Annotated in this window: 29 protein-coding genes; 8 read left to right on the forward strand and 21 right to left on the reverse strand. The window is 66.2% G+C overall.

All coding sequences use genetic code 11. The annotated features are described in order from the left end of the window. Positions 1-103 precede the first annotated feature (103 nt). From dapE to K3172_RS14885, 3 genes are read right to left on the reverse strand one after another with little or no spacing between them, the layout of a single operon-like run. Positions 104-1240, reverse strand: a complete 1137-nt coding sequence (gene dapE / locus K3172_RS14875; RefSeq protein WP_221591433.1) for a succinyl-diaminopimelate desuccinylase — start codon at positions 1238-1240, stop codon at positions 104-106. Continuing rightward, the gene (locus tag K3172_RS14880; protein ID WP_247718259.1) at positions 1237-2118 is read right to left on the reverse strand and encodes a S1/P1 nuclease; all 882 of its coding nucleotides are present in this window, start codon (positions 2116-2118) and stop codon (positions 1237-1239) included. The genes dapE and K3172_RS14880 overlap by 4 nt, the downstream gene beginning before the upstream one ends. After that, positions 2115-2774, reverse strand: coding sequence for a glutathione S-transferase family protein (locus tag K3172_RS14885; RefSeq protein WP_221591435.1), 660 nt, complete (start codon positions 2772-2774; stop codon positions 2115-2117). Before K3172_RS14885 ends, K3172_RS14880 begins: the two co-directional genes overlap by 4 nt. A 287-nt stretch (positions 2775-3061) precedes the next feature. Here K3172_RS14885 and K3172_RS14890 point away from each other — a divergent pair, with 287 nt between their 5' ends. Continuing rightward, on the forward strand, positions 3062-3481 hold the full coding sequence (locus K3172_RS14890; RefSeq protein ID WP_221591436.1) for a VOC family protein: 420 nt from the start codon (positions 3062-3064) through the stop codon (positions 3479-3481). A 7-nt stretch (positions 3482-3488) separates the two neighbouring features. On the opposite strand, the gene K3172_RS14895 is transcribed toward K3172_RS14890, so the two are convergent. The 9 genes from K3172_RS14895 to K3172_RS14935 form a co-directional block, all read right to left on the reverse strand. After that, complete coding sequence (locus tag K3172_RS14895; RefSeq protein WP_221591437.1) at positions 3489-4181, reverse strand: cupredoxin domain-containing protein; 693 nt, start codon at positions 4179-4181, stop codon at positions 3489-3491. A 19-nt stretch (positions 4182-4200) separates the two neighbouring features. After that, positions 4201-5004: a hypothetical protein gene (locus K3172_RS14900; RefSeq protein ID WP_221591438.1), complete on the reverse strand. Its 804-nt coding sequence runs from the start codon at positions 5002-5004 to the stop codon at positions 4201-4203. 22 nt (positions 5005-5026) lie between these two features. Continuing rightward, positions 5027-5752 (reverse strand): hypothetical protein, encoded by a 726-nt coding sequence (locus K3172_RS14905; RefSeq protein WP_221591439.1) that lies wholly within the window; start codon positions 5750-5752, stop codon positions 5027-5029. A 528-nt stretch (positions 5753-6280) separates the two neighbouring features. After that, entirely contained in the window at positions 6281-6925 is a 645-nt protein-coding gene (gene yihA / locus K3172_RS14910; protein WP_221591441.1) for a ribosome biogenesis GTP-binding protein YihA/YsxC, read from the reverse strand. Beyond that, entirely contained in the window at positions 6925-8673 is a 1749-nt protein-coding gene (gene yidC / locus K3172_RS14915; RefSeq protein ID WP_425594714.1) for a membrane protein insertase YidC, read from the reverse strand. The genes yihA and yidC overlap by 1 nt, the downstream gene beginning before the upstream one ends. An 88-nt stretch (positions 8674-8761) precedes the next feature. Then, positions 8762-8971: a membrane protein insertion efficiency factor YidD gene (yidD, locus tag K3172_RS14920; RefSeq protein ID WP_221591445.1), complete on the reverse strand. Its 210-nt coding sequence runs from the start codon at positions 8969-8971 to the stop codon at positions 8762-8764. After that, a complete protein-coding gene (gene rnpA / locus K3172_RS14925) occupies positions 8968-9351 on the reverse strand; it encodes a ribonuclease P protein component (protein WP_221591447.1) in 384 nt (127 codons plus the stop codon). The genes yidD and rnpA overlap by 4 nt, the downstream gene beginning before the upstream one ends. 86 nt (positions 9352-9437) lie before the next feature. After that, a complete protein-coding gene (gene rpmH / locus K3172_RS14930) occupies positions 9438-9572 on the reverse strand; it encodes a 50S ribosomal protein L34 (RefSeq protein ID WP_006833929.1) in 135 nt (44 codons plus the stop codon). Between the two features lie 134 nt (positions 9573-9706). After that, a complete protein-coding gene (locus K3172_RS14935; protein ID WP_221591449.1) occupies positions 9707-10660 on the reverse strand; it encodes a hypothetical protein in 954 nt (317 codons plus the stop codon). Positions 10661-10817: 157 nt separating this feature from the next. Here K3172_RS14935 and K3172_RS14940 point away from each other — a divergent pair, with 157 nt between their 5' ends. Further along, the gene (locus tag K3172_RS14940; protein WP_221591535.1) at positions 10818-12326 is read left to right on the forward strand and encodes a YifB family Mg chelatase-like AAA ATPase; all 1509 of its coding nucleotides are present in this window, start codon (positions 10818-10820) and stop codon (positions 12324-12326) included. Positions 12327-12356: 30 nt separating this feature from the next. Continuing rightward, a complete protein-coding gene (locus tag K3172_RS14945) occupies positions 12357-13616 on the forward strand; it encodes a serpin family protein (RefSeq protein ID WP_221591451.1) in 1260 nt (419 codons plus the stop codon). 7 nt (positions 13617-13623) lie between these two features. On the opposite strand, the gene K3172_RS14950 is transcribed toward K3172_RS14945, so the two are convergent. Further along, positions 13624-13971 carry a hypothetical protein gene (locus K3172_RS14950; RefSeq protein WP_221591454.1) on the reverse strand — a complete coding sequence of 116 codons (348 nt, stop codon included), beginning with the start codon at positions 13969-13971 and terminating at the stop codon, positions 13624-13626. Positions 13972-14104: 133 nt separating this feature from the next. Between K3172_RS14950 and K3172_RS14955 the strand changes: the two genes are divergently transcribed. Beyond that, positions 14105-14920, forward strand: coding sequence for a hypothetical protein (locus tag K3172_RS14955; RefSeq protein WP_221591456.1), 816 nt, complete (start codon positions 14105-14107; stop codon positions 14918-14920). Here K3172_RS14955 and K3172_RS14960 read toward each other — a convergent pair. Beyond that, on the reverse strand, positions 14881-15114 hold the full coding sequence (locus K3172_RS14960; protein WP_345725675.1) for a hypothetical protein: 234 nt from the start codon (positions 15112-15114) through the stop codon (positions 14881-14883). The two genes, K3172_RS14955 and K3172_RS14960, sit on opposite strands and share 40 nt — an antisense overlap. A gap of 103 nt (positions 15115-15217) precedes the next feature. Beyond that, a complete protein-coding gene (locus tag K3172_RS14965; protein WP_221591458.1) occupies positions 15218-15772 on the reverse strand; it encodes a winged helix-turn-helix transcriptional regulator in 555 nt (184 codons plus the stop codon). Between the two features lie 186 nt (positions 15773-15958). On the opposite strand from K3172_RS14965, the gene K3172_RS14970 reads away from it, so the two are divergent. Next, entirely contained in the window at positions 15959-16300 is a 342-nt protein-coding gene (locus tag K3172_RS14970) for a DUF8200 family protein (protein WP_221591459.1), read from the forward strand. Between the two features lie 76 nt (positions 16301-16376). Here the strand turns inward: K3172_RS14970 and K3172_RS14975 are convergent, their stop codons facing one another. The 3 genes from K3172_RS14975 to galE form a co-directional block, all read right to left on the reverse strand. After that, positions 16377-16988 (reverse strand): HAD family hydrolase, encoded by a 612-nt coding sequence (locus K3172_RS14975; RefSeq protein WP_221591460.1) that lies wholly within the window; start codon positions 16986-16988, stop codon positions 16377-16379. A 90-nt stretch (positions 16989-17078) separates the two neighbouring features. Then, positions 17079-17204, reverse strand: a complete 126-nt coding sequence (ykgO, locus tag K3172_RS14980; protein WP_029941846.1) for a type B 50S ribosomal protein L36 — start codon at positions 17202-17204, stop codon at positions 17079-17081. Positions 17205-17292: 88 nt separating this feature from the next. Next, positions 17293-18306: a UDP-glucose 4-epimerase GalE gene (gene galE / locus K3172_RS14985; protein WP_221591461.1), complete on the reverse strand. Its 1014-nt coding sequence runs from the start codon at positions 18304-18306 to the stop codon at positions 17293-17295. A 134-nt stretch (positions 18307-18440) separates the two neighbouring features. Between galE and K3172_RS14990 the strand changes: the two genes are divergently transcribed. Together K3172_RS14990 and K3172_RS14995 are read left to right on the forward strand one after the other, a co-directional pair. Further along, positions 18441-19046: a DUF4136 domain-containing protein gene (locus tag K3172_RS14990; protein WP_247718260.1), complete on the forward strand. Its 606-nt coding sequence runs from the start codon at positions 18441-18443 to the stop codon at positions 19044-19046. After that, positions 19043-20179 (forward strand): M14 family metallopeptidase, encoded by a 1137-nt coding sequence (locus K3172_RS14995; protein ID WP_221591462.1) that lies wholly within the window; start codon positions 19043-19045, stop codon positions 20177-20179. Before K3172_RS14990 ends, K3172_RS14995 begins: the two co-directional genes overlap by 4 nt. A gap of 38 nt (positions 20180-20217) precedes the next feature. On the opposite strand, the gene K3172_RS15000 is transcribed toward K3172_RS14995, so the two are convergent. Next, positions 20218-20403, reverse strand: a complete 186-nt coding sequence (locus K3172_RS15000) for a hypothetical protein (protein ID WP_221591463.1) — start codon at positions 20401-20403, stop codon at positions 20218-20220. A gap of 100 nt (positions 20404-20503) precedes the next feature. On the opposite strand from K3172_RS15000, the gene K3172_RS15005 reads away from it, so the two are divergent. After that, positions 20504-20860: a hypothetical protein gene (locus K3172_RS15005; protein ID WP_221591464.1), complete on the forward strand. Its 357-nt coding sequence runs from the start codon at positions 20504-20506 to the stop codon at positions 20858-20860. Between the two features lie 13 nt (positions 20861-20873). Here K3172_RS15005 and K3172_RS15010 read toward each other — a convergent pair whose 3' ends face one another. Beyond that, a complete protein-coding gene (locus K3172_RS15010) occupies positions 20874-22085 on the reverse strand; it encodes an amidohydrolase family protein (RefSeq protein WP_221591465.1) in 1212 nt (403 codons plus the stop codon). Then, entirely contained in the window at positions 22082-23386 is a 1305-nt protein-coding gene (locus K3172_RS15015) for an amidohydrolase family protein (protein WP_221591467.1), read from the reverse strand. Before K3172_RS15015 ends, K3172_RS15010 begins: the two co-directional genes overlap by 4 nt. Positions 23387-23429 lie beyond the last annotated feature (43 nt).

A 23429-nucleotide genomic window follows, 5' to 3' on the forward strand; every position in this document is an offset into this window, starting at 1 on the left:
CTCTTGTCGGTCATTGCGAGCGGCGAGGCCGCGCGGCAATCCAGAGCGCCGAGCGCCCCTCCCTGGATTGCTTCGCTACGCTCGCAATGACTGTTTGAAAAGATCACGCTCCAAGCGCGTCCGTCGCGATGCGCGCGTAGATGCGGGTTAGCGTCGAAAGGTCCTCGATGGCCACAGCTTCGTCGCGCTTGTGCATGGTCGCGTTGCACAGGCCGAATTCGATCACCGGGCACACGGCGCGCAGGAAACGGGCGTCGGACGTGCCGCCAGTGGTCGAAGGCTCGGGATCGATCCCCGTTTCCGCCTGCACCGCGCGGGCGATGATGTCCGAGAATTCGCCCGGCGGGGTGAGGAAGGGCTCGCCGGAGATGACCGGCAGCGCCGTGCCACCGTGCTTCTCGGCAATCGCGCCGACTTTTTCGGACAGCGAGGCGCCCGAGTGCGTGTCGTTGAAGCGGATCGAGATCCGCGCCTTGGCCTTGGCCGGGATGACGTTGTGCGCGTGGTTCGGAATGTCGATCTCGGTGATCTCGAGATTGCTCGGCTGGAACCAGTCGGTCCCTTCGTCGAGCACCAGCGCATCGAGTTCGGCAAGCATCGCGACGAGCTTGGGGATCGGATTGTCGGCGAGGTGCGGGTAGGCGACGTGGCCCTGCGTGCCCTCGACCTCGAGCCAGATATTGACCGATCCGCGCCGCCCGATCTTCATCATGTCGCCGAGGCGGTTGACGGAGGTCGGTTCGCCGACGAGGCACAAATCGGGCTGGATTCCCTCTGCGCGCATGTAATCGATCAGCGCGCGCGTGCCGTGGAGCGCGGGCCCCTCCTCGTCGCCGGTGATGATGAAGCTGATCGTCCCCGCATCGGCGGGCACATTGGCCACGGCATCGACCATGCAGGCGATCGAGCCCTTCATGTCCACCGCGCCGCGCCCGTAGAGCAGTTCGCCGCGCTCCTCGGGCTCGAACGCGCCCGAGGTCCAGCCCTCGCCCGGCGGCACCACGTCGAGGTGGCCGGCAAAGGCGAAATGCTTCGAGCCTTTAGGCCCGCGGCGGATCGCGAATAGGTTCTCGACCGCTTCCTCGGGCGTACCCGCCTCGCCCTCGCCGCGCGTGAAGCGCGTCACTTCGAAGCCGAGCGGCGCGAGCATCGCCTCCATCTCGTCGAACACCGGCCCGCGCGCGGGGGTGACGCTGGGCGCGGCCATCAGCGCCTTGGCGAGATCGAGAACGTGGGTCATGGCGCGCGCTCCTCCTGCGGCAGCGGTCCGGGCGCGAAGGCGGCGTCGAGATACTCGGCCATGCGGATGCCCGCCTGCGTCACGCGGCTGCGCGCGATGGGGATGGCGCGCTCGATATCCTCCTGCGTCAGGGCGGTTTCCTCCGGCAGGTCCGCGCCCTCGCACGGGGGGCGGTCGAAAGCATTGGGATAGACGATGTCGCGGCTCGTCTCCCAGCTCTCGCGGCCCCAGTCGGCGGGCGTGCCCCCGCCCAGCGCGGCGCGTTCCTCGGCGCTGTACCGGCGCACCAGCGGCGTGGGCGAAGAGGTGATCGCGCGCTCGGCCAGCGGGCCGTCCCAGATCCAGTGGAGGTTCAGCCCCGGCGCGATGCCGTAGGCGGTCTCGATATCGTTGCCGCCGCGATCGTCGTGGTCGCCCGAGTGGAGCGGCATGTGCACGTCGCCGATGAAGTGGACGAGGAAGGCAAGCGCCTCCAGCCGGACGCTGTCGGGCAGGCTTTCGTCGGCGAGGATGCGCTGGTTGCGTTCGATCTGGGCGAGGATGCAATTGCCGCCCGAACAGTTCGCGCGCGGATTATACGACTCGCACACCGGCGTCGTGCGATAATGCCAGGCGAAGGTATAGCCCCAGCGCCAGCCTTCGCCGCGCAGGCAATCGGGCCAGACCGCGGCGTCTTCCAGCGTGCGCAGGCGGCAATCGGGCGTCCCCAGCTGCGGTGCGGCGCGCAGCAGGCGGGTGATCTTCGCGCGCGTATCGGGGCGGACATTCTCCAGCGCGATGTCGGCGGTGACGGTGTGCGCGTAGAAGCCCCAGGCCAGCGCCTGCGCAGGCAGCATCAGCGCGAGGAGCGCGGCGACCCATCCGGCAAGCCGCCTCATGCGATGGTTTCGTACTGCTCGATCACCCATTCCTCGTCTTCCGAGGCGGCGACCCAGGCCTGCATCCACTCGTGCTCCCACAGCGCCTGCATATAGGCGGCGGCGAAGCCCGGGACGGCGATCTGGTAGCTGATGAAGCGGCTGACGACCGGCGCGAAGAATACGTCCGCTGCGCCGAAGGTGCCGAACAGGAAGGGTCCGCCACTGCCGAAGCGGCTGCGCGCTTCCGCCCACAGGGTGAGGATGCGCAGGATATCCGCGCGGCAAGCCTCCGATGGTTCGAACCCGTCGAAGCGCTTGCGCACGTTCATCGGGCATTCGCTGCGCAGTGCCTGGAAGCTCGAGTGCATTTCGGCGACCATCGAGCGGGCCATGCCGCGCGCGACCTCGTCCTTGGACCAGAAGCGGTCGCGCCCGACCTTGTCGGCGAGGTATTCGAGGATCGCGAGGCTGTCCCACACCACCGCTTCGCCGTCCCACAGCAGCGGTACCTTGCCGCTCGACGGCATGATTTCCCCGCTCTGGCGATCGGCTTCCCAGTTCTCGCCGAACAGCGGGACCACGATCTCTTCGAACGCGAGCCCGGATTGCTTGGCGGCGAGCCAGCCGCGCAGGCTCCAGCTCGAATAGTTCTTGTTGCCGATGATCAGCTTCATGCAAGGCCCCGTTTGCTTCGACTCGCCACCTAGGCGTTCATCGCGGCGCTGTCGATGCTGAACGGGGGAGGCGACAGTTCGGCGACATAGGCGACAGGGTGTCGCCCGGCCGATCCTTCACCATACTCGTTATTTTTCCGCCATTTAGAACCGGTTCGATACTGTCGTCGTTCGGGCCTGCCCCCCGCCCCCCTGGTTCCGCCGAGCCGGACCCGACGCACAGTGGCAGGTCCGAGCACTGTAGGAAAATGGTTCTCGCGGCCCGCGATCCGGCGTAGGACCCGGGCATGAGCCTGCGCCCGTTCCACCTCGCCTTTCCCGTCGACGACCTTGCCGAAGCGCGCCGCTTCTACGGCGAGACCATGGGCTGCGCGGAAGGGCGCAGCAGCGACGAGTGGATCGACTTCGACTTCTACGGCCACCAGATCGTGGCGCATCTCGCCAAGGGCCAGGCGGGCGACCGCGCGAGCAACCATGTCGACGGCCACGGCGTGCCGGTGCCGCATTTCGGCATCGTGCTCAGGATGGAGGACTGGCAGGCGCTGGCCGAACGGCTTCAGGCGGCAGGCGTGGATTTCGCGATCGCGCCGACGATCCGCTTCAAGGGCCAGCCCGGCGAACAGGCGACGATGTTCTTCCGCGACCCCAGCGGCAATGCGTTGGAGATGAAGGCTTTCGCCGACGACGCGATGCTGTTTGCGACCTAGCCCGCGCTCAACACACAGGCGCGGCGTAATCCAGCAAGCGTTCGTCCGTTATCGAAATCGGCTTCTTGGTCGTCACGACCGCGAAGAAAACTGTCTGTCCGACTGCGACTTCCACCTTTTCTGGCTTAGCCTTGCCATCGGCGATCATGACCACGGACCCTTCGGCTAGCTGCCTGCGCCATTTGTGGACGTCGGCCTCGCATTTGCACTGCGGATCGACAACCTTGATAACGCCCGACAACTTGCTGCCATAGGCATCCTTCCAGTGATATTCCCCCGGTGCCCCGAAGGCATGGCTGTAGCCGCACTCATTCGTCAGGCGAGCACTGTCGAAGAAATCCTGATCGCCGACGACCGCGAAGGGTGACGACTTCGCGCCAGGGCCGTTCCACAGGACCAGGTCGCCGACCGCTATGGTCAGTTTCCGTTCGTCGGGGACAAATCGTGCGCCGGTTCCTTTGACGATCACATTGTGCTGCACCATCTCCGGCTTGCGCCCGGATTTCTTCTGGCCCTTCTCGCCATCCTTCCCGCCGCCTTCGACCACGATCATGAATGGCCGGTCGTCGTTGAACGCAGCAGCGTGCGAGGGAAGGATGTTATAGGAATACCGCCCTGGACGCATGAAACGCTGGGCATAGCAATCCGTCCGGCCGAGGGCGCGGCTGTCGAGCATGTTGTCGTTCATTGTCATGGTCATCACCTGGTTCCTTTTGCGGTCAGGCCGAAATGTCGGCGGTGAGCACCAGCTCGTCCTCACCATCGCTGTTGGCTACGGATGCGGCGATCGCATCAATGAGTATATCGACCTGCGGATCGACAGCGCCTTGCGCCGGCAGCACCGGGAAGACACGCGGCTGGTCGTAGATCGGGATCTGCATCCCGCTGATGAAGGGGGTCAGTATCGGTCCCAGCAGGCCCGTCAGACCGGCGATGCCGATCGCCGCCAGGATGGTGTTTGCAGCGATCGCCAGAAACGGCCCGATGAACGGGATCGCCAGCAAGATCGGCGTCAGCGCCAGACCGATCGCGGCAAGCAGTGCCGCGGTGGTCAGCCCGAACTGCAGGTTCGGCACGCCCACGATGATCGCGCGGGCCTCCCAATTTCCGGAGACGAGGCTGGTCTGGAGCCGGAAGTCGGCATCGGCCTTCACGAAGTCCGAAAACGAGACCGGGACGGTGATCGTCGGCCAGTCGATGCAGATGCGCGGCGTACAGACCCGCCCGACGCAGGGAATGTTGACGCAGACCTGCGGCAGGCAGAAATCGGGCAGAATATCGCTCAGGTCGATGCCGATACTCAGGCTGAGACTCCAGTTAAGGCGTAGTTCCTCGAGCCTGATGATGTCCGGCGGGATGAGATCGACATCGCCGTTCACCAGCGAAGCGGTGACCGAATAGCTTGCCAGGAATGGCCCGAGATTGTCGGACCCGCTCGCCGATTGCGGGGGGATGAGGGCGATGACCGTGTCGAGGAGCTTGTTGGCTCCGGTCTCGTCGATTGCCGCAGTGATCTCTGCCATGGTTGGTCTCCTTGCCGAGGGGTTAGACGTTTCCGCGCATCTTGATCTGGTCGTCCTCGATCAGCGGGCCGACGACGGGGATGAGCTGGAAGGCGCCCGCGCGCAGGGCCCGCAGCGGCAGGCGAATCTCGGCCAGCGCCGCCTGAAGGACCATGAAGAGCAGGCATTCCAGGAAGGATTCGAGCCCGTCCGGCTCGATGTCGACGATCTCCACCTGGTCGACGACGAGCGCGACGGCATCTTCTCCGCCCATGGCGATTACACGCTGGAGGTGGCCAAGCAGGAACACGCGCAGCTTGAAGCAGGTCAGCTCGCTGAGCGGATGATCGCGCTCGTCACGGTCCGGGTCCCTCGGCCGGTCGTCACTCGGCTTGTGACCACGGCGGGGGTCGAAGGGGCGCGGGTCCTTCGGATCGATCTGCAACCTGCGGCAGTCGATGCACAGCTCGACTTCGATCTGCCCGCTGAACTGCCCGGGTCCCATCGAGAGTTCGGGCGGCAGCGCATTGTCCTGATCGAACAGGTCGATTTGCGGGATGCCCAGGACGATCCGCCAGTTGATGCCGCCAGGAACGCCGGGAAAGGGAATTGCGGGAATGGCCGTCGCCGAGACGGTGGTCACTGGCACGAAGCTCGGCGATCCGTAGACAAGGTAGCGCGGGCGATCGGTACAGAATGCCGTAATCAGATCGTTAAGCGCGTCCTCGTGGACACTCGCGAAAACCTCCTGGGCTTCGGTGAGACTCATGGCTTTCCTCCTTCGACGAGATGCGGACGACGGATCGAGGGATGGTGGCCGGTGCCTGCCGCTTGCCGGGCCGGGCCGCGATCACGGCGCGGAAAGGATGCCGGGTGGGCACGATGTCGGCGGCGGACTTCGCTGCGTGGGAGTAGCGCCGCCAGAATAGCCAAACAAATTGCCAAGAAGGTCATCGATACCTCCAGCCTGTGTAAATGTATTTTCACACGCCAGAGGTCATTTAAGCGGGGCGTGCGCGTCTTCTTGCCGATCTCCTATTGAGAAACGACAATAATAAGGTTCGCCAAGCGCCCGATATTTTATCGCGAAAGGGGCAGTTTTACGCCTTAGTACTGGCGACTCGCCCGATTCATCTGCGGAAATGTGTACACTGATTGGTTAACAAATCGTAAATAAAATTGGTTAACGCAATGATAACGGACCGGGTCGTTGCTTTTCAGCGGTGAGCCGTGAAGCGAGCAGAAGTGCTGCGAAGGGTGTTAGCCCTGATGGGTCGACGAGTCTCACGTGCTTGGGTCAGACCCCCGCGTCCGCCAGCACCGCCGCCCTCAGCGCGCCGATGCCCATGCCCTTTTCCGCGCTGGTGACGTGGACTTCGGGATAGGCGGCGACGTGCTTGCGCGCCTCGGCTTCGGTCGCGGCGACGACCTTTTCGAGCTCGCTCGCCTTGATCTTGTCCGCCTTGGTGAGGACGACGCGGTAGCCAACGGCCGCCTCGTCGAGCATCTTCATCATCTCGCGGTCGACATCCTTCGGGCCATGGCGGGCATCGACCAGCACCAGCGTGCGCGCCAGCACCGGGCGGCCGCGCAGATAGGTCTTCACCAGCGCCTTCCACTTTTCGACCACCTTCACCGGCGCCTTGGCAAAGCCGTAGCCCGGCATGTCGACGAGGCGGAACAGCGTCGGATCGCCGACCTCGAAGAAGTTAAGCTCCTGCGTGCGGCCCGGCGTCACCGAGGCGCGGGCGATCGCCTTGCGCCCGGTGATCGCGTTCAGCAGCGTGCTCTTGCCCACGTTCGAGCGTCCGCACAGCGCCACTTCGGGTACCGTCGGTTCGGGCAGGAACTTGAGCTGCGGGGCCGAGAGGAGGAATTCCACCCGGCCCGAAAACAGCTTGTTCGCGCGCCTTTCCAGCGTGGCGAGTTCGGCCTCGTCCATCAGCCGGCCTTGGCCGCCTCGGCCGCCTTGCGCTTCTTCTCTTCCTCGATCATCGCGCGCATCTGCGGATGCTTGGAATAGAGATACTTCTGCTGCGCCAGCGTCAGGATGTTGGAGGTGACCCAGTAGAGCAGCAGGCCTGCGGCAAACGGCGCCATCACGAACATCAGCACCCAGGGCATGATGTCGAAGATCTTCTGCTGCATCGGGTCCATCGCGCTTGGGTTGAGCTTGAAGGTCAGCCACATGGTGAAGCCGAGCAGCACGCCGAGCACGCCGAGCCCGAAGATGATCATCAGCCAGCCGGGCACCTGGATGCCGACAAGACCCAGCGCAGCGGCGAGGTTGGCCGGATCCGGCGCGGAAAGGTCATCGATCCAGGCGAACTTCTCGTGGCGCATCTCGACCGCCAGGATCAGCACCTTGTAGAGCGCGAAGAACACCGGGATCTGGAGCAGCATCGGCAGGCAGCCGGCGAGCGGATTGACCTTCTCGCGCTTGTAGAGCTCCATGATCTCCTGCTGCTGCTTGGGCTTGTCGTCCTTATACTTCTCCTGGATTTCCTTCATCTTGGGCTGGATGGCCTTCATCGCGGCCATGCTGGCGAAGCCCTTCTGCGCGATGGGGAACATCAGGCCGCGCACGATGACGGTCAGGATTATGATGGCGACGCCGAAATTGCCGACCGCGTCGAACAGCGTGCGCAGCAGCCACAGGATCGGCTTTTCGAACCAGCGGAACCAGCCCCAGTCGATCGCGAAGCCGAACTTCTCGATGCCCGCATCCTGGTAGTTGTCGAGCACCACGCTTTCCTTGGCCCCAGCATAGAGGCGTGAGCTAGTGGTGTATTTGCGGCCCGCCGGGACGGTGACGGGCTCGTAGATCACGTCGGTGCGATAGGTTTCGCCGCCCAGCGCGCGGAAGGTCGTCCCGGGGGCGCTGCCGTCCTGCGGGACGATCGCCGAAAGCCAGTAGATATCGGTGAAGCCTGCCCAGCGCGTGCGGCCTTCGGGCGTGACCACTCCGGCTTCGTCGACGTCATCGTAATTGACGTCGTAATCGGCCGTCTCGCCGAACACGCCCATCGGGCCAGAATGCGCGTTCCAGATGTCCTGGCTGGCGGTCTTGCCGGTACGGTTGATCAGGCCGAAGGGCTGCACCACCACCGGATTGCCCGAGGTGTTGCTGACCGACTGTTCGGCGGTGATCATGTAATTGTCGTCGATGCTGTAGCGCACGGCGAAGGTCAGCCCTTCGCCATTGTTCCACGTGAGCGTCACCGGCGTATCGGCGGTCAGGCGCGCGCCGTCCGCCTGCCACAGCGTCTGGGCGCTCGGCACCTTGAGGTTCGATCCGACCCAGCCGAACTGCGCGAAATACTGCGCGGGCGTGCCATTGGGCGAGAACAGGCGGACCGGGCCGCTGTCCTTCTTCGTGGTCTCGGTGTGGTCCTTGAGGACGATATCGTCGATCTGGCCGCCGCGCAGGTTGATCGATCCCGCTACGCGCGGCGCATCGATCGGCAGGCGCTCCGCCGAAGCGAGCGCTTTGGCCACGTCGACCTCTTCCTGCTCCTGCATCGCCGGATCGACCAGCCCGCCGGTGCGCGCATGCTGGGTCGCGGCCTGCTCTGCCGGCGTATCGGCCTTGTCTTCCACCAGCGCCTGGTCGGGCTGCGGGTAGAAATACTGCATCCCGTAATCCCAGCCGATGAGCAGCAGGAAGGAGAGCGTGATCGCGAGGATCAAATTGCGCTGGTTTTGCAAGGTCGGTCCCGTCGTATTCTATCGTCAGTCGGTATGTGGGGAGGTGTATTAGGTATTCAAGACAGTGCCGCTACGGCACCGGATCGTATCCATGCCCGCCCCAAGGGTGGCAGCGCAGTATACGCTTCGTCGCCAGCCATCCACCCTTGATCGCACCATATTTGCCGAGCGCCTGCACGGCATATTCGCTGCACGAAGGGGCATAGCGGCAGGTCGGCGGCAGGATCCGGCTCGGCCCCCATTGCCACAGGCGCGCGATGAAGATGAGGACATGCTTCATGCGCGGCGGCTACGGTGGCGATGCGGGCCGCGTGCGGGGTCGCCCTTGCCCGCCGCGGCGCGCGAGAGTGCGGCGGCCAGTTCCTCGCGCAGCGCCGCGAAGTCGCGCTCCACCCCGCCTTCGCGGCCGATCAGGATATGGTCGTGATCGGCGAGGCCGCTCTCCGGCAGCGCATCCCACAGCAATTCGCGGAAGCGCCGCTTCATGCGGTTGCGGACCACGGCATTGCCGATCTTCTTCGTCACCGTGATGCCGTACCGCTTGCCCTGCCCGTCATTGGGCCGCGCGAGCAGCACGAAGCCTGGCCGCGCGACACGCAGTCCCCGATTCGCGGCGAGGAAGTCGCTGCGCTTGCGGATGACGGAGAGGCTCGGGTGCATGGGCACTCCATACGCAAAACGGGCCCCCAACGGGAGCCCGCTTGCATTCGCTTGATGATCGCCGCGCATCCGCGCAGCGAATCACATCACGCGCAGAGGTTCTTGCGACCGCGGGCGCGGCGGGCGCGGAGCACCTTGCGGCCGCCCGGGGTGGCCTTGCGCGCGAAGAAGCCGTGGCGACGGGCGCGCACGAGGTTCGAGGGCTGGAAAGTCCGCTTCATCGGAAGTGTCCTTCAAAAATCTTCTGGTTCCGGTGGCGACCGAATCATGCGACCGGAACGCCACCAACAAAAAGGGCCACCCGGGCGGGGTGACCGCTTGAATGGCGCGCGCATACGCACACGCCGCGCCGCCGTCAAGAGAAAGTCATGTCGGCATAGGCGAGTTTGGGGGCGGGTTTCGCGGTCGCCTCGCGCACGGGCTGGCGCGGCGGTGCGGGGCGTTCCGCAGTCTGCTGAACCGCCCCCTGCCTCTGCCCCGGGCGCGCCCAGCGGCGCATGTCGCCCGCGGTCAGCCAGCGCGCCGAGGCGTGCGGCACCGAATTGGTAAAATCGTAGAAGGCGCGCGCCAGGCCCGCGTCCATCCCCATTTCGCGGTAATAGTCGAGATAGCGGCGATTCTCCGGCGCGTCGGCGGCATAGTCGCCCGCCTCGCGGCCGTGGATGTCCAGCCAGCTGTGCACGGCGAACTCCGCCCCGTCGGCGATGTCGCGGTCGATCCCGGCGAGGAAAAGCTCGACCGCGCCCGAGCGCACCGATCCGGTCGCCGGGACATGCGTCACCAGCCGCGCGGCGCGGATCATCCGGCCCAGCTTCATGTTGGCGATGTCGTCGCGCGTGCCGGGACATTCGACCATGTCGATCTGGCGCAAGCCCGGATAGTCGCGCAGCATGGCGGCAAAGGCGGCGGGCGAGGCGCGATCGGTCTCGCCGACCAGCGCGACGCGGCGCTCGTCGAGCACCATGAAGGGGCCGTAAGTGGCAATCCCGCGGCGATAGTTGCGCAGCGCCCGGTCGATTGCCGGAGGCGCCTGCCACGCGGGCGATGCCGCCACCGCCATCGCCTGCTGCGGGCGCACGCCGACGAAATCCGCGCCGTGGTCCATGCGCGGCAAGACCGGTCGCGCCGAGGGCTGCAGCACCCGCTGGCCTTCCCGGGGCGCAAGCACCTTGGTGCCCTCGAGCGGCTGGACGACGGGCTTCGCCACATAGATCACCGGCATCGCGACGAGGCCGAGCGACTGCGCTACGGCCGGAAGCGGCAGCGCGAGGCCGGCGAGCGTGAGCAACGAGGCGATGATGCGAAGCATGACACCCGCCTTGCGCCTCCAGCCCTTGCCGCTTTGCCAAGGCACTTGGTGAAACAGAGGTTAAGCGCGCAGGTTTTCTCACCGGATCGGAGCGGGTTTCCTCTCGACATTTCAGCTTCTTGGCCCCATCCCTGCGCGGAGACACGAGGGGTTAACACTGGTCGCACTGGTAAGGACGGTCGCCTATCTGGGGCTGGAAGCGCGCGCGGTCGAAGTGCAGTGCTCGGTCGCGCCCGGTCTCCCCAAGTTCAACATCGTCGGCCTCGCGGACAAGGCCGTGGGCGAGAGCAAGGAGCGCGTCCGCGCCGCGCTCGCCGGGATGGGCCTCGCGCTGCCGCCCAAGCGGATCACGATCAACCTCTCGCCGGCCGACCTGCCCAAGGAAGGCTCGCATTACGACTTGCCGATCGCGCTGGCGTTGCTCGCGGCGATGGGCGTGACCGATGCCGAGCAGCTGGCCGAGTGGATCGCGGTGGGCGAGCTGGCGCTCGACGCGCGCATCGTGCCATCGCCCGGCGTCCTGCTGGCGGCGCTCCACGCGAGTGAACAGGAATGCGGGCTGATCTGCCCCAGGGCACAGGGTTCGGAAGCGCGCTGGGCGAGCGAGGTGCCGGTCTGCGCCGCACCCGACCTGGCGAGCCTGCTCAACCATCTGAAGGGTACGCAGACCCTGCCGCCGCCCGAGGCGGGCGAGGTGGAGGAGCCGGGGCGCGGGCCGGACCTCAAACAGGTCAAGGGACAGGAAACCGCCAAGCGCGCGCTCGAGATCGCGGCGGCGGGCGGGCACAACCTGCTGATGATCGGGCCGCCGGGTGCCGGCAAGTCGCTGCTGGCGAGCTGCCTGCCGGGGATCCTGCCGCCGCTCTCGCCCGCCGAGGCGCTCGAGGTGAGCATGGTGCAATCGGTCGCCGGCACGCTCGAGGAAGGGCGCATCAGCCGCGCCCGCCCGTTCCGCGCCCCGCACCATTCGGCGAGCATGGCGGCGCTCACCGGCGGCGGCCTGCGCGTGAAGCCCGGCGAGGTCAGCCTCGCGCATCTCGGCGTGCTGTTTCTCGACGAGCTGCCGGAATTCCAGCGCGCGGTGCTCGATTCGCTGCGCCAGCCCTTGGAGACCGGCAAGGTCGACGTGGCGCGCGCCAATGCCCACGTCAGCTTCCCCGCCAATGTCCAGCTGGTCGCGGCGATGAACCCGTGCCGCTGCGGGCATCTCGGCGATGCCGCGCTCGCCTGCAGCCGCGCCCCGCGCTGCGCCGCCGATTACCAGAGCAAGGTCTCCGGCCCGATGCTCGACCGCATCGATCTGCATGTGGAGGTCGATCCCGTCAGCGCCGCCGATCTCGCCCTGCCCCCGCCTGCCGAAGGCAGCGAGGAGGTCGCCGCCCGCGTGATGGCTGCCCGAAACCGCCAGACCGCCCGCAAGGGCGAGACCGGCGTGCGCAGCAATGCCGAACTCGACGGCGAGGCGCTCGAAACCTTCGCGACGCCCGACGAACCGGGCCGCCAGCTCCTGCTTCAAGCCGCCACCGCCATGCGCCTCTCGGCCCGCAGCTACACCCGCATGCTCCGCGTGGCGCGCACGATCGCGGATCTCTCGGGATCGGAAACGGTCGGCCGCATCCATGTGGCCGAAGCGCTGAGTTACCGCAGGCAGGCGCCGCGGGCGTGAACCGAAGCGCCGTCAAGGCGTTGCGGCATAATGAGAACCTTGTCCGGCTGCCTTGCCACCCTCGCCCTGTTCGCCTGCGCCCCGGTCGACCGGCCCGACGGGGTGCCTGCTGCTCCCGACGCGATGGCCCCCGCTCTCGGGGTCAGCGAGGGGTCCATGGCACTTTTCGCCAAGCTCGATGAAAAGGCGGGCGCCGAGGAGAACGTCTTCTTCTCACCGGTCAGTGTCGAGCAGGCGTTCGGCCTCCTTCATGCCGGCGCTGCGGGAGAAACGCGAAGCCAGATAGAAGGCTTCTTCGGCTGGCCTGCAGGGACTGCCGCCGACGAGGCCTTGCTGGCACAGCGCCGCAACCTGCTGGCGCATGGCACACCCGCCGACATCCGGCTCGCCAATGCCCTGTGGCTCTCCCGCGAATGGCAATTCGGGACCGGCTACGTCGCCACGGCGAGGTCGTACTACGACGCACGGGTCGAGGCGCTCGACTTCAGCCCGGGGCGACCGTCGGAAGATTCGGCCAGGATCATCAATGGCTGGGCGGCGGAGAAGACCGATAATTTGATCAGCGAGATCATCACCCCGCAACAACTCGCCGATGCGACCGCCGCGGTGCTGACCAATGCGCTCTATTTCGATGCCGGCTGGAAGACCGAACTGTCCGGCGGGCCGACGCAGGATTTCCTGTTCGGCGACGGCAGCGACCGGCCATTCTATTTCATGCAGGAGCAGGACAATTTCGTCACGACCAGCGAAGACGAGTGGCGCGCCATCCGCCTGCCCTATGCCGGCGACCGCTTCGCGATGGACGTCGTGATGCCGGAGCGCCGCCGCGTGGTCGCAACGGCACCCCCGGCGGCGCTGCTGGCCAGGCTCGACGCCGAGCTGACGGCCGGCGAGCCCGGCTACACCGATCTGCAACTGCCGCGCTTCGAGGTGGACTACGATAGTTCGGTGGCCCAGCCCCTCATCGCGCTCGGCCTCGGCCTGCCGTTCGATCCCGACGCAGCCGATCTGTCGGTAATGACCGACGGCAAGCCCAACGACCTCTATGTCGGCGAGGCGTACCAGATCACCAAATTGCAGGTTTACGAACAGGGCACCCGTGCTGCGGCTGTCACTGTCCTGCGGATCGTCCCGGTCAGTGGCCTCACTATCCATCGGAAGCCGGAAAAGTTCATCGTCGACCGGCCGTTCACGGTCGTCATCCGCGATCTTCAAACAGGGGCAATCCTGTTCCTGGGGCGGATCGCCGATCCGCAGCCGTTCGAGCCCGAAACGCGCGAGGACTACTGAACCTTCCTCAATCCTCGGTCATGTCGAGGTTGAGCTTTACGGGCTGGTGTTCGCGGTCGCCTTCGAACTTGCGCAGGAAGTCCTCGATCGGGACCTGCTGGGTCTTGTCGACCATCGGGTTGGACTTCGCCATTTCCACCGCTTTCAGCTCGTCCGGCGTCATGCGGACGTGGATGTAGGGCACCCAGAAGGCGCCGATCTCGGCCTGCTGGTACCACACGTCGAGGACGTCGTAGGACGCCCACTGCCCGTTCGGCTCCTTCAGGCGGATGCCCTCGCCGATGCGCGGCACGGTGACTGCCTTGATGGTGAAGACGGTCTGGTGCGTCTCGTTCTGGATTTCGATATCGATCACTGGTGCCGGCTCGGTTATGCAGATTCGCGAATAGACAACGGCGTTACGGGCCGGATGTTGAGATCACTTTAACGATGACGTCACGCAGCCAGTTGCGCGGTGACGTCACACTGCCGGGCTGACCCAGACGCGCATGCACCCTTTTGCCTCCGAGGATTCCGTCGCGCGGCCGACGGCGCGGCTGCGGGCGGAGTGGCGCGGACTAGACCCGGAGCGGCGGCGCAAGGCCATCGGCCTTGCGCTGGCGATCGCGATCGAAGGGGTGCTGGTGCTCCTGCTGCTGTCGCTCGGCATCGTCGAGCGCGAGCCGGTGCCGATGCGCGACGCGGTGTCGACCTTCGATGTGAGCGATTCGCGGGAAGACGCCGACGAGCCGGCGGCAGAGCCCGCGCCGCAGCCGGACCCGCGCACGGCCGCGACTGCCCCGCAGATCGTGCGACCCGAGCCCCTTCCCGATACGCCGGCACCGCAGCCATCGCCGCCACCGGCCCTGTTGCGCACCGCGCCCGCTGCGTCGCCAAGTTTCGACCTGGCGCGACAACCGCAGGCGAAGACCCGGCAGAGCGCAGGCCCCGTCGGCCCGGCCTTCACGCCGCGCCCCGGCGATTCGCAGCGGATCGCGGGGAGCGGGCCCAACGGCGAGCCGCTCTATGCCGCGCGCTGGTATCGAGAGCCGACCAACGACGAGTTGCGGGGCTATCTCTCGACCGCCTCGGGTCCCGGATGGGGGCTGATCAATTGCCGGACCGCGCCGCAATTCCGGGTCGAGAACTGCGTGCTGGTCGACGAATGGCCGAAGGGTTCGAACATCGGGCGATCGGTGCTGGCGGCGGCGTGGCAGTTCAAGGTGCGCCCGCCCCAGATCGGGGGGCGCCCGCAGGTCGGTGAATGGGTGCGGATCAGGATCGATTACGAGATTCGCCAGGGTGCACCGGCCGATCCCGACTGATCATTCTCCAGCGCATCGGCATAGGGTGTGTTGCGGAGCAGGTGGCGGTTGTAGTCGGGTGCCCCGTCGTCCCACCAGACCGGACCGCGTTCGCCCAGCGCAACCTTCGCCGCGTGAACGCGCGCTCGCGCCTGTCGTTCATCCTCAGAATCTTGCGCGCGTTTCGCCGCCGCGACGGCACGGCGGGCGTTCATCAACTCATCGACGAGGCGCTGACGCTCCGCTTCGGCGAGCGCCGGATTGCTCGCGCGCCACAGCCGCCCGCGGACAATGAGGTAGCGGCCGTCGGGCGTGAGTTCAGGCGGCGTTTTTGGCGCGGCGCAGGCTTTCGATGGCGATCACGTCGCCGAGGCCCAGCTCGCTCGCGGGCTGCGCGCGCGAGCCGTCGGCACGGATGCCCAGATTGCCACGCTCGACCAGCGCGAGGTCGGCAGGGCCGAGAATCCGGCCGTCGTGGCTGAGGATCGAGGTCGGGCCGATCGGCAGGCGGTCGCGTTCGTCGACCAGCACCGGATTTTCCACCACCTCCGCGCCGTATTTCTGACCCCACTGGCGCAGCGCCACCATGGTGGGCAGCAGGTCGAAGCCCTTGTCGGTCAGGCGGTATTCGATCTTGCGGCGATCGTCCGCGCAAGGATCGCGGCGCAGGATCCCGTGTTCGACCAGCTTGGCGAGGCGGTTGGAAAGGATGTTGCGGGCGATCCCCAGCTCGCTGAGGAATTCCTCGAAGTGGTGCAGGCCGTTGAAGCTGGCGCGCAGGATCATGAACGACCAGCGTTCACCCATGACCTCGAGCGCCTGAGGCAGGCCGCATTCGGTCAGTTCGCGCAGCGGTTCGCGGATGTCACCCATAAATTCAGTCCCCTTCCTGCAACCTATCTAACCCGAAAATCAGGATTGCGAAAGTTTTTCAAAAATTGGGTTGCCAAACGAAACCTAAAGTCATAGGTAGCGATTCGCAACGGGTTGCTATTTGAAACTCAATTGCATGAAAAGCAAGCCCTGTTGAACAAATTGCAAGTCAGGAAGGACCTCCCCATGAACCTCTCTCTCCCCCGCTCGCTCAATGTCGGCGTCTTCGCAGCCGCGATCGCCTGGACCACGCTCAGCTTCGGCGCCGCGGTAACCCCCAGCCCGGCATCGGCTGCCGGTAACACCCCCTTCTACACCGCCGAACTGGCGCAGCCTGTCGAAGGCGGCACCGTGGTCGCCGGCGGCGTGGCCTGGAACTGCAAGGGCACGACCTGCGTCGCGCCGAAGGGCACCTCGCGCCCGCTGCGCGTCTGCCGCGAACTGCAGAAGGAACACGGCGAGATCGCCGGCTTCACCGCCAAGGGCGAAGCGCTGGCCGAAGACAAGCTGGCCAAGTGCAACGGCTGACCTGAACTTCCCCCACCCCTCTCCATCAGGTGGGATACCTCAAGGGCTCCGGCACGCATTCGCCGGGGCCCTTTTTCTATGGGCGGATAAGTCCGCGCGAGACGAGGTCCGCCTCCAGCGTCGGGGCATCGGCGAAATGGTGGACCTGCCAGCCGCACTCGCTCGCCGCCGCGACATTGGCGGCATTGTCGTCGATGAAGAGCATGGCTGCGGCGGGCAGGCCGAAGCGCCGCTCGGCGAGCCGGAAGATCGCGGGATCGGGCTTGGCGAGTGTCTCCTCACCGGAGACCACGATGTCGCGGAAGCGGTCGAAGATGGGGGCAGTGGGGCGGAACCCCGCCCAGAACTCAGCACCGAAATTGGTGATCGCGAACAGCGGGACGCCGGCTTCGTCGAGCCGCTCGACCAGCGACAGGCTACCCGGCACCGGGCCGGGGATGGTGTCGTTGAAGCGCGTCGCATAGGCGCGGATCTCGGGTTCGAACTCGGGATAGCGCGCGATCCGTTCGGGCACCATGTCGGCCAGCGTCCGGCCGCGATCATGCTCGAAATGCCATTCCTCGGTCACGACTTCAGTGAGCAGCGTCTCGAGCCGCACCGGGTCGTCGACGATGCGTTCGAACAGATGGGACAGCTGCCACTGGTAGAGCACCCGCCCGACATCGAACACGACGGCTTCTATCGCCATTTGCGGATCCCCAAACACCAACGGCCCGCACCCCTTTCGGGGCCGGGCCGGTCGTGCAAGACTACGCCACCCATCGGGCAGCGCGCCGAATCAGCCCTGGCGGGCCTTGAAGCGGCGGTTGGTCTTGTTGATGACGTAGGTGCGCCCGCGGCGACGGATCACGCGGCAATCCCGGTGACGGTCCTTGAGCGACTTGAGGCTGTTGCGGATCTTCATGATAGGTCTCGTCAAATAAATACGCGCCGGAGATAGGCCCCGACGCGCCGAATTCAAGCGCGCCCGTTAACGGCGGGGAGGGATTCGGTCAAGTGTCCTGACGGATTTCGGACAGGCGCCGTTCCCATTGCAGCGCGTGGGTCACGATGGTGTCGAGGTCCGCATACTTGGGCTCCCACGGCAGGGTCGCGCGAATTCGGGAGGGGTCGGAGACCAGCTTGCCCGGATCGCCCGCGCGGCGCGGCTGCATCTCGCGCACGATCGTCTGGTTGGTCACGCGGTCCACCGCGTCGAGTACTTCGAGCACAGAGAAGCCGCGCCCGTAGCCGCAATTCATGGTCAGCGAGCGGTCCGGCTGTTCGATCAGCGCCTCGAGTGCCAGCACATGCGCATTGGCGAGATCGCTGACGTGGATGTAGTCGCGCACGCCGGTGCCGTCGGGCGTGTCGAAATCGGTCCCGAACACGCCGACATGGTTGCGCTTGCCCGTCGCCGCCTCGCACGCCACCTTGATCAGGTGCGTCGCCCCCGCGGTCGACTGGCCGGTGCGCGCATCGGGATCGGCACCCGCGACATTGAAGTAGCGCAGCGCGCAGAAGTTGAAGCCATGCGCCGCGCTTGCATCGGCGAGCATCTGCTCGGTCATCAGCTTCGACCAGCCGTAGGGATTGATCGGCTGCTTTGGCGTGTCTTCGGTAAGCTGCTCGACATCGGGCATGCCATAGGTCGCTGCGGTCGAGCTGAAGATGAAGTGTTCCACCCCACACTCGACCGCGGCTTCGATCAGCGCGCGGCTCTTCACCGTGTTGTTCTCGTAATATTTGAGCGGGTTCTCAACCGATTCGGGCACGATGATCGAGCCGGCGAAATGCATGATCGCCTTGATCCCCTGCTCTTCGAAAATCTGTGCCAGCAGGACGCCGTCGGCGATGTCCCCGCGGTAAAGCGGAACGTCTTCCGGCACGGCGAAGGCAAAGCCGGTCGAGAGATTGTCGATCACCGCGACCGGCCAGCCCGCATCGCGCAGGGCAAGCACGGCGTGGCTGCCGATATAGCCGGCACCGCCGGTGACGAGGACGGGCACTTTCTGGTCGCTGCTCATGGGGCCGCGCCGTAGCATACGATTTGGTAACGGCAAGCCGTCTAGGGGCCCGCCCGAGGCGTCCCGGAGCGGATTGCGGTAGCTGTGCGTTGTGCAGGTGTCGCGCCGCGACAAGAGAGACGTGAAAGGATCGCATGATGAAACCCCTCCTCCCGCTTGCCGGCCTCGTGGCCACCATCGCCCTCGGCGGCTGCGCGACGCCGCCCGGCCCGGTCGAAGTGACCCGTTTCGTCGCGGTCGACCAGACGAGCCGTCTCGGCCAGGGGACGATCTTCATCGAGACGATGGAAGGCACCGATGGCGATAGCCTGGAGCTCGCCCCCTACAAGGCGGCCGTAGCCGCCGAGCTGACCGCGCTGGGCTATGTCGAAAGCGACCGAGCTTCGGCCGGCCAGATCGCACAGGTCGGCGTGGGCAAGTATTTCCGCGAGGCGGGCGACCGGCGCGGCCCGGTCAGCGTCGGCGTTGGTGGTGGCACGGGCGGATACCGTTCCGGCGTGGGTGTCGGCCTCGGCATCAATCTCGGCGGCGACAAGGACCGCCTCGGCACCGAACTGTCGGTGCGCATCACCGATGCGGCCAGCGGCACGAGCCTGTGGGAAGGCCGCGCCGATTTCAGTCCGCCCGAGAATTCCCCCCTTGCACGCGGTACGGCGAACGCCCAGACGGTCGCCTCCGCGCTGTTCCGGGAGTTTCCCGGCAACAATGGCGAAACGATAGAAGTGAAGGTTAGCGAGTGAGCGATATCAGGATCGATTGCGGGTTCGACAGCGGCAATATCGAGGTGCTGTCGATCGAAGGGGCGACGGCGAAACTGGCGATCCGCAAGGATCACATGAGCGAATTCGCCCAGTGGTATCACTTCCGCGTCAGTGGCGCCGAAGGGCGCGAGCTCGAATTGAACATCACCGGCCTCAACGATAGCGCCTATCCCGGCGGCTGGCCGGGCTATGACAGCTGCGTTTCCGAAGATCGCGATTACTGGGGCCGCGCCTCGTCGAGCTGGGACAAGGACGCCGATGGCGGAACGCTGACGATCCGCTACGCGCCCGCGAGCGACATTGCGTATTTCGCCTATTTCGCGCCCTATTCGATGGAGCGGCACCACGATCTCGTCGCCGAAGCGGCGGCGTCCGAAGGCGTCGAGTACCGCCATCTCGGCACCACGCTGGACGGGCAGCCGATCGACTGCCTCTCGATGGGCGAAGGCAGCACGCAGGTCTGGCTCTATGCGCGCCAGCATCCGGGCGAGACGCAGGCCGAATGGTGGATGGAAGGCGCGCTCGAAGTGCTGACCGACCCCAGCGACAGCGTGGGGCGCGAGCTGCGCCAGCGCTGCCGCATCCATGTCGTGCCGAATGCCAATCCCGACGGCTCGCGCCGCGGCCATTTGCGCACCAATGCGGTGGGCGTGAACCTCAACCGCGAATGGGAAAACCCGACTGCCGAAAAGAGCCCCGAAGTGCTCGCCATCCGCAATGCGATGGACGAGACGGGCGTCGATTTCGCGATGGACGTGCATGGCGACGAGGCGATCCCGGTCGCCTTCCTCGCCGGATACGAGGGGATCCCGAGCTGGACCGACGAGCAGGGCGAGCGATATTATCGCTACGAACGCATCCTCGACCGCCGCACTCCCGATTTCCAGACCGAGCACGGCTATACCAAGGCCGCGCCGGGCAAGGCCAATCTGGCAATGAGCACCAACCAGGTGGCCGAACGGTTCGGCGCCACGGCGATGACGCTGGAAATGCCTTACAAGGACAATCCGGCCAAGCCCGAACCCGAGCAGGGTTGGAGCCCGGAACGCTGCAAGATGCTGGCGCGCGACTGCCTCGCGAGCCTGCTCGAGTGGCTCGACGGCGAAGGTTGAGCGATACGATACGGGTCGCGGCGCAGCGACCCGTATCCTCAGCTGGCGGCGACGCCGTCGAGAATTTTCTGGGCGACTTCCTCGATCGAACCGGTGACCAGCAGCGGCTGGCCGCCGACCATGCCGACGTTGGTCTGGCCGTTCTCGGCAGTTCGCAACCAGGCGATATTGCTGGCGACCACGAGATAATTGCCGCCGCGCGATTCCAGTTTCACGAATTTCATCGAATCATCTCCTGACGCGCCGTGGTTAGCGCGTCAGGCGGTTCGCAATGGTTAACGCCGGTCCAGCAAGTATTCAGTAAGGCCCTGCCAGAGCGGCGACATGCGCAGTCTCCTCGCAATCCCCGCTCTCGCTGCTGCTGTGGTCGCCGCGCCGGCTTCGGCGACAGGCGGTTTCCTCTGCAAGACCGCCTCGAAACCGGCGATCGAAGTGGCCGTCGGTTTTGGCCATGTGCCGGGCGCACCGCTGGTCGCCAAACGGCTGCGGGTCGACGGGAAAGAGGTGCCGGTTCTCGCGCCGCAATGGTGGCTCGATGGCAAGGAGATGCGCATCGAGTTCACCGACACCGATGCCATGCAATCGCTGCTGGTCATGCGCACCACGTGGAACGAGCCGTATTACGACGGGCAGGTGACCTGGCGCGGCCAGACCCACTGGATCCGCTGCAAGGAGAACTGAGGCAGCCCTAGCCCTAGCGCACCTCGCGGCTCGCCACCCGCCCGTCGATCACCACGCCGGTGACGTGGCTGGTGTATTCGAGCGGGTCGCCGTCGAACAGCGCGACATCGCCGTCCTTGCCGACGCTGAGCGAGCCGAGCCGCTCGCCCATGCCGATGGCCTTGGCCGCGTCGATGGTAATGGCAGACAAGGCATCTTCGGGCGCGAGGCCGTTGGCCGCCGCCCAGCCCGCTTCCCACAGGATCACGCGGGTCTTGGGCACATAGCCTTCATAGCCCGATTGCAGCGCGAAGGGGATGCCCGCCTCGCGCAGCTTGGCCGCGGTGGCGAAGCTGGCGTTCTCCATGTCGCCATAGTGGCGCGCCATGGTCGGGTGGAGGATCACCGTGACGCCCGCCGCCTTCAGCTCGTCGATCAGGCGATAGCTTTCCGCGCCGCCATCGATCACCATGTCGATGCCGAATTCCTCCTTCAGCCGCAGCGCGCTCATGATGTCCTGCGCGCGGTTGGCGGTAATCATCAGCGGCACGCGGCGGGCGAGCACGTCCTTCCACACCTGCATATCGAGCTTGTCCGGCGTGCCGGGTTTCTTGGGATCGGGCGCAGCGCCGCCCTTCGCCGCGGTCAGGGCAGCACGCAGCAGCGCGATCTGCTTCGGTCGTGTACCCGGGCCCTTCTCGCTGTCGATAGCGTTCGGGCCGAGATTGGCCGCGATCATCGCGCGCGGCACGATGGCGGCGCCGTCGGCCGTCTTCGCCCAGGTCTTGGCGATCATCGTCTGGCCGGAGACGACCGTGCCGGGGCCGTGACCGGTGTGGATCGTCGTGACGCCGAGCGAGCGCAGCCAGTCGACCAGCACCTCGTCCGGATTGTAGCCGTCGATCGCGCGCAGTTGCGGCTGGAGCGCGGCGCCCGTGTCGAGCTGGTCCTGATCGTCGAACTGGTTGAGATAGCCCGCCAGGCCGACCACGGTGCGCGCATCGACAAGGCCGGGGGTGGCGACCTTGGTGGTCAGCACCTCGATGCCCTCGGGCACGCTGGTGGTGGCAGCCGGGCCGACCGCGACGATCTTGCCATCGCGGATCACGACGATCCCTTCGCTGATGGCCGGGCCATCCATGGTGTGGAGCGTCTCCGCGCGGATGGCGATATCCTGCGCCGCCAGCTGGGCCGGAGCAAGTCCCACCGCCAGCGCGGCGAGCGGTCTTGCGAAACGCGCGATCATTGGCCTGCCTCCGCTTCCGCTGCTTCCCAGTGGTGATGGGCGAGCTCCATCGGACTGCCCGCGCCGTAGCCGCCTTCGGCCATCAGCCGGCCCTCCTCCGTCGTGCGATCGAACAGCTTCTCGCCCTCGATCCAGGTCTCCATAACATGGCTGTAGACCGACAACGGATCGCCCGAGAGGACGATGAAGTCCGCATCCTTGCCTGGTTCGAGGCTGCCGACCTTATCGTCGAGCCCGAGCTGCTTCGCGCCGTTGATCGTCAGCGCGCGCAGCGCCCCGTCGCGGCTCATCCCGCCGCGCACCGCCATCCCCGCCTCGCGGAACAGGAGGCGCGAATCGATGATCCCGTCGTCCGAATGGAGCGAGGTCAGAATGCCTGCCCGCTCGAGAATCCCCGCCGTCTCCAGCCGCGATCCTTGCGCCTCCAGCTTCCCGCCGGGACTGTCGACGAGGATGTTGGAAACGGGAACGCCCGCTGCGGCAAGCTCGTCCGCCACCTTCCATGCTTCCATGCCGTGCTGGATCAGGACCTTGAAGCCGAATTCGCGCTGCAGCCGCAGCACGGTCATGATGTCGTCGGCGCGGTGGGTGTGATGGTGGACCAGCCGCTTGCCGGACAGCACCTCGCACAGCACTTCCTTGCCGAGATCGACCGTCTTGCGATCGCCCTTGCAATAGGCCTGCGCCTCGGTGAAGGCGGCGCGGACCAGGGCGGCAGACTTGGCGCGGGTGGTCGGGAAACCCGGGGTCTCGCGGATCGGGTTCGTGCCATTGGCCATCTTGAGGCCTCCCATCACCGACCCGTCGGGCCACAGCCAGGCGATGTCTTCCACAGTGTCGCCATCGCGCAGGCGCATGTAGAAGGTCTGGCCGCTCACCAGCCAGCCCGATCCGGGCATGACATTGGCGGTGGTCACGCCGCCCGCGCGCGCCTTGGCAATGCTCGAATCGCGCGGGTCGATCGCGTCCATCGCGCGCACTTCGGGCTGGATCGGGGAGGAGCGGTCCGCGCCTGCGACCGAGCCGATATGCGAATGCGTGTCGACGATGCCGGGCATGATGACCATGCCGCTCGCATCGCGCCGCTCGGCATTGGCGGGGATTGAGACATCGGTGCCGACTGCGCGGATCTTCCCGTCGGCGACGACAAGCGTCGCATTCTCGAGCGTCGGTCCGGCCATCGTGTGGATCGTCGCGCCTTCGAAGGCGATCGGGCGCTCCTGTGCCAGCACCGGCTGGGCCCAGGCAATGGCAGCGGCGCAGGCCAGCAGGCTCGCGCGGCGGACGGTTTGTCGCGGCATGGAATTCTCCCCTTGGCCTGCCACCCTAGCGCCGGATGGCGGG

Origin of the sequence: Qipengyuania proteolytica (assembly GCF_019711565.1) — a bacterium.
GTDB classification, from domain to species: Bacteria; Pseudomonadota; Alphaproteobacteria; order Sphingomonadales; family Sphingomonadaceae; genus Qipengyuania; species Qipengyuania proteolytica.

Excerpts from the sequence above, each read along its gene's own strand:
- galE (WP_221591461.1), bottom strand. The coding sequence starts at position 18,306 with ATGAGCAGCGACCAGAAAGTGCCCGTCCTCGTCACCGGCGGTGCCGGC.
- K3172_RS14895 (WP_221591437.1), bottom strand. The coding sequence starts at position 4,181 with ATGACCATGACAATGAACGACAACATGCTCGACAGCCGCGCCCTCGGC.
- ykgO (WP_029941846.1), bottom strand. The coding sequence starts at position 17,204 with ATGAAGATCCGCAACAGCCTCAAGTCGCTCAAGGACCGTCACCGGGAT.
- K3172_RS15010 (WP_221591465.1), bottom strand. The coding sequence starts at position 22,085 with ATGATCGCGCGTTTCGCAAGACCGCTCGCCGCGCTGGCGGTGGGACTT.
- K3172_RS14905 (WP_221591439.1), bottom strand. The coding sequence starts at position 5,752 with ATGAGTCTCACCGAAGCCCAGGAGGTTTTCGCGAGTGTCCACGAGGAC.
- K3172_RS14965 (WP_221591458.1), bottom strand. The coding sequence starts at position 15,772 with ATGGGTGACATCCGCGAACCGCTGCGCGAACTGACCGAATGCGGCCTG.
- K3172_RS14955 (WP_221591456.1), top strand. The coding sequence starts at position 14,105 with ATGCACCCTTTTGCCTCCGAGGATTCCGTCGCGCGGCCGACGGCGCGG.
- yidD (WP_221591445.1), bottom strand. The coding sequence starts at position 8,971 with ATGAAGCATGTCCTCATCTTCATCGCGCGCCTGTGGCAATGGGGGCCG.
- K3172_RS15005 (WP_221591464.1), top strand. The coding sequence starts at position 20,504 with ATGCGCAGTCTCCTCGCAATCCCCGCTCTCGCTGCTGCTGTGGTCGCC.
- K3172_RS14990 (WP_247718260.1), top strand. The coding sequence starts at position 18,441 with ATGATGAAACCCCTCCTCCCGCTTGCCGGCCTCGTGGCCACCATCGCC.
- K3172_RS14880 (WP_247718259.1), bottom strand. The coding sequence starts at position 2,118 with ATGAGGCGGCTTGCCGGATGGGTCGCCGCGCTCCTCGCGCTGATGCTG.
- yihA (WP_221591441.1), bottom strand. The coding sequence starts at position 6,925 with ATGGACGAGGCCGAACTCGCCACGCTGGAAAGGCGCGCGAACAAGCTG.
- dapE (WP_221591433.1), bottom strand. The coding sequence starts at position 1,240 with ATGACCCACGTTCTCGATCTCGCCAAGGCGCTGATGGCCGCGCCCAGC.
- K3172_RS14945 (WP_221591451.1), top strand. The coding sequence starts at position 12,357 with ATGAGAACCTTGTCCGGCTGCCTTGCCACCCTCGCCCTGTTCGCCTGC.
- K3172_RS14935 (WP_221591449.1), bottom strand. The coding sequence starts at position 10,660 with ATGCTTCGCATCATCGCCTCGTTGCTCACGCTCGCCGGCCTCGCGCTG.
- K3172_RS14900 (WP_221591438.1), bottom strand. The coding sequence starts at position 5,004 with ATGGCAGAGATCACTGCGGCAATCGACGAGACCGGAGCCAACAAGCTC.
- rnpA (WP_221591447.1), bottom strand. The coding sequence starts at position 9,351 with ATGCACCCGAGCCTCTCCGTCATCCGCAAGCGCAGCGACTTCCTCGCC.
- K3172_RS15000 (WP_221591463.1), bottom strand. The coding sequence starts at position 20,403 with ATGAAATTCGTGAAACTGGAATCGCGCGGCGGCAATTATCTCGTGGTC.
- K3172_RS14975 (WP_221591460.1), bottom strand. The coding sequence starts at position 16,988 with ATGGCGATAGAAGCCGTCGTGTTCGATGTCGGGCGGGTGCTCTACCAG.
- K3172_RS14970 (WP_221591459.1), top strand. The coding sequence starts at position 15,959 with ATGAACCTCTCTCTCCCCCGCTCGCTCAATGTCGGCGTCTTCGCAGCC.
- K3172_RS14960 (WP_345725675.1), bottom strand. The coding sequence starts at position 15,114 with ATGAACGCCCGCCGTGCCGTCGCGGCGGCGAAACGCGCGCAAGATTCT.
- K3172_RS14885 (WP_221591435.1), bottom strand. The coding sequence starts at position 2,774 with ATGAAGCTGATCATCGGCAACAAGAACTATTCGAGCTGGAGCCTGCGC.
- rpmH (WP_006833929.1), bottom strand. The coding sequence starts at position 9,572 with ATGAAGCGGACTTTCCAGCCCTCGAACCTCGTGCGCGCCCGTCGCCAC.
- K3172_RS14890 (WP_221591436.1), top strand. The coding sequence starts at position 3,062 with ATGAGCCTGCGCCCGTTCCACCTCGCCTTTCCCGTCGACGACCTTGCC.
- K3172_RS15015 (WP_221591467.1), bottom strand. The coding sequence starts at position 23,386 with ATGCCGCGACAAACCGTCCGCCGCGCGAGCCTGCTGGCCTGCGCCGCT.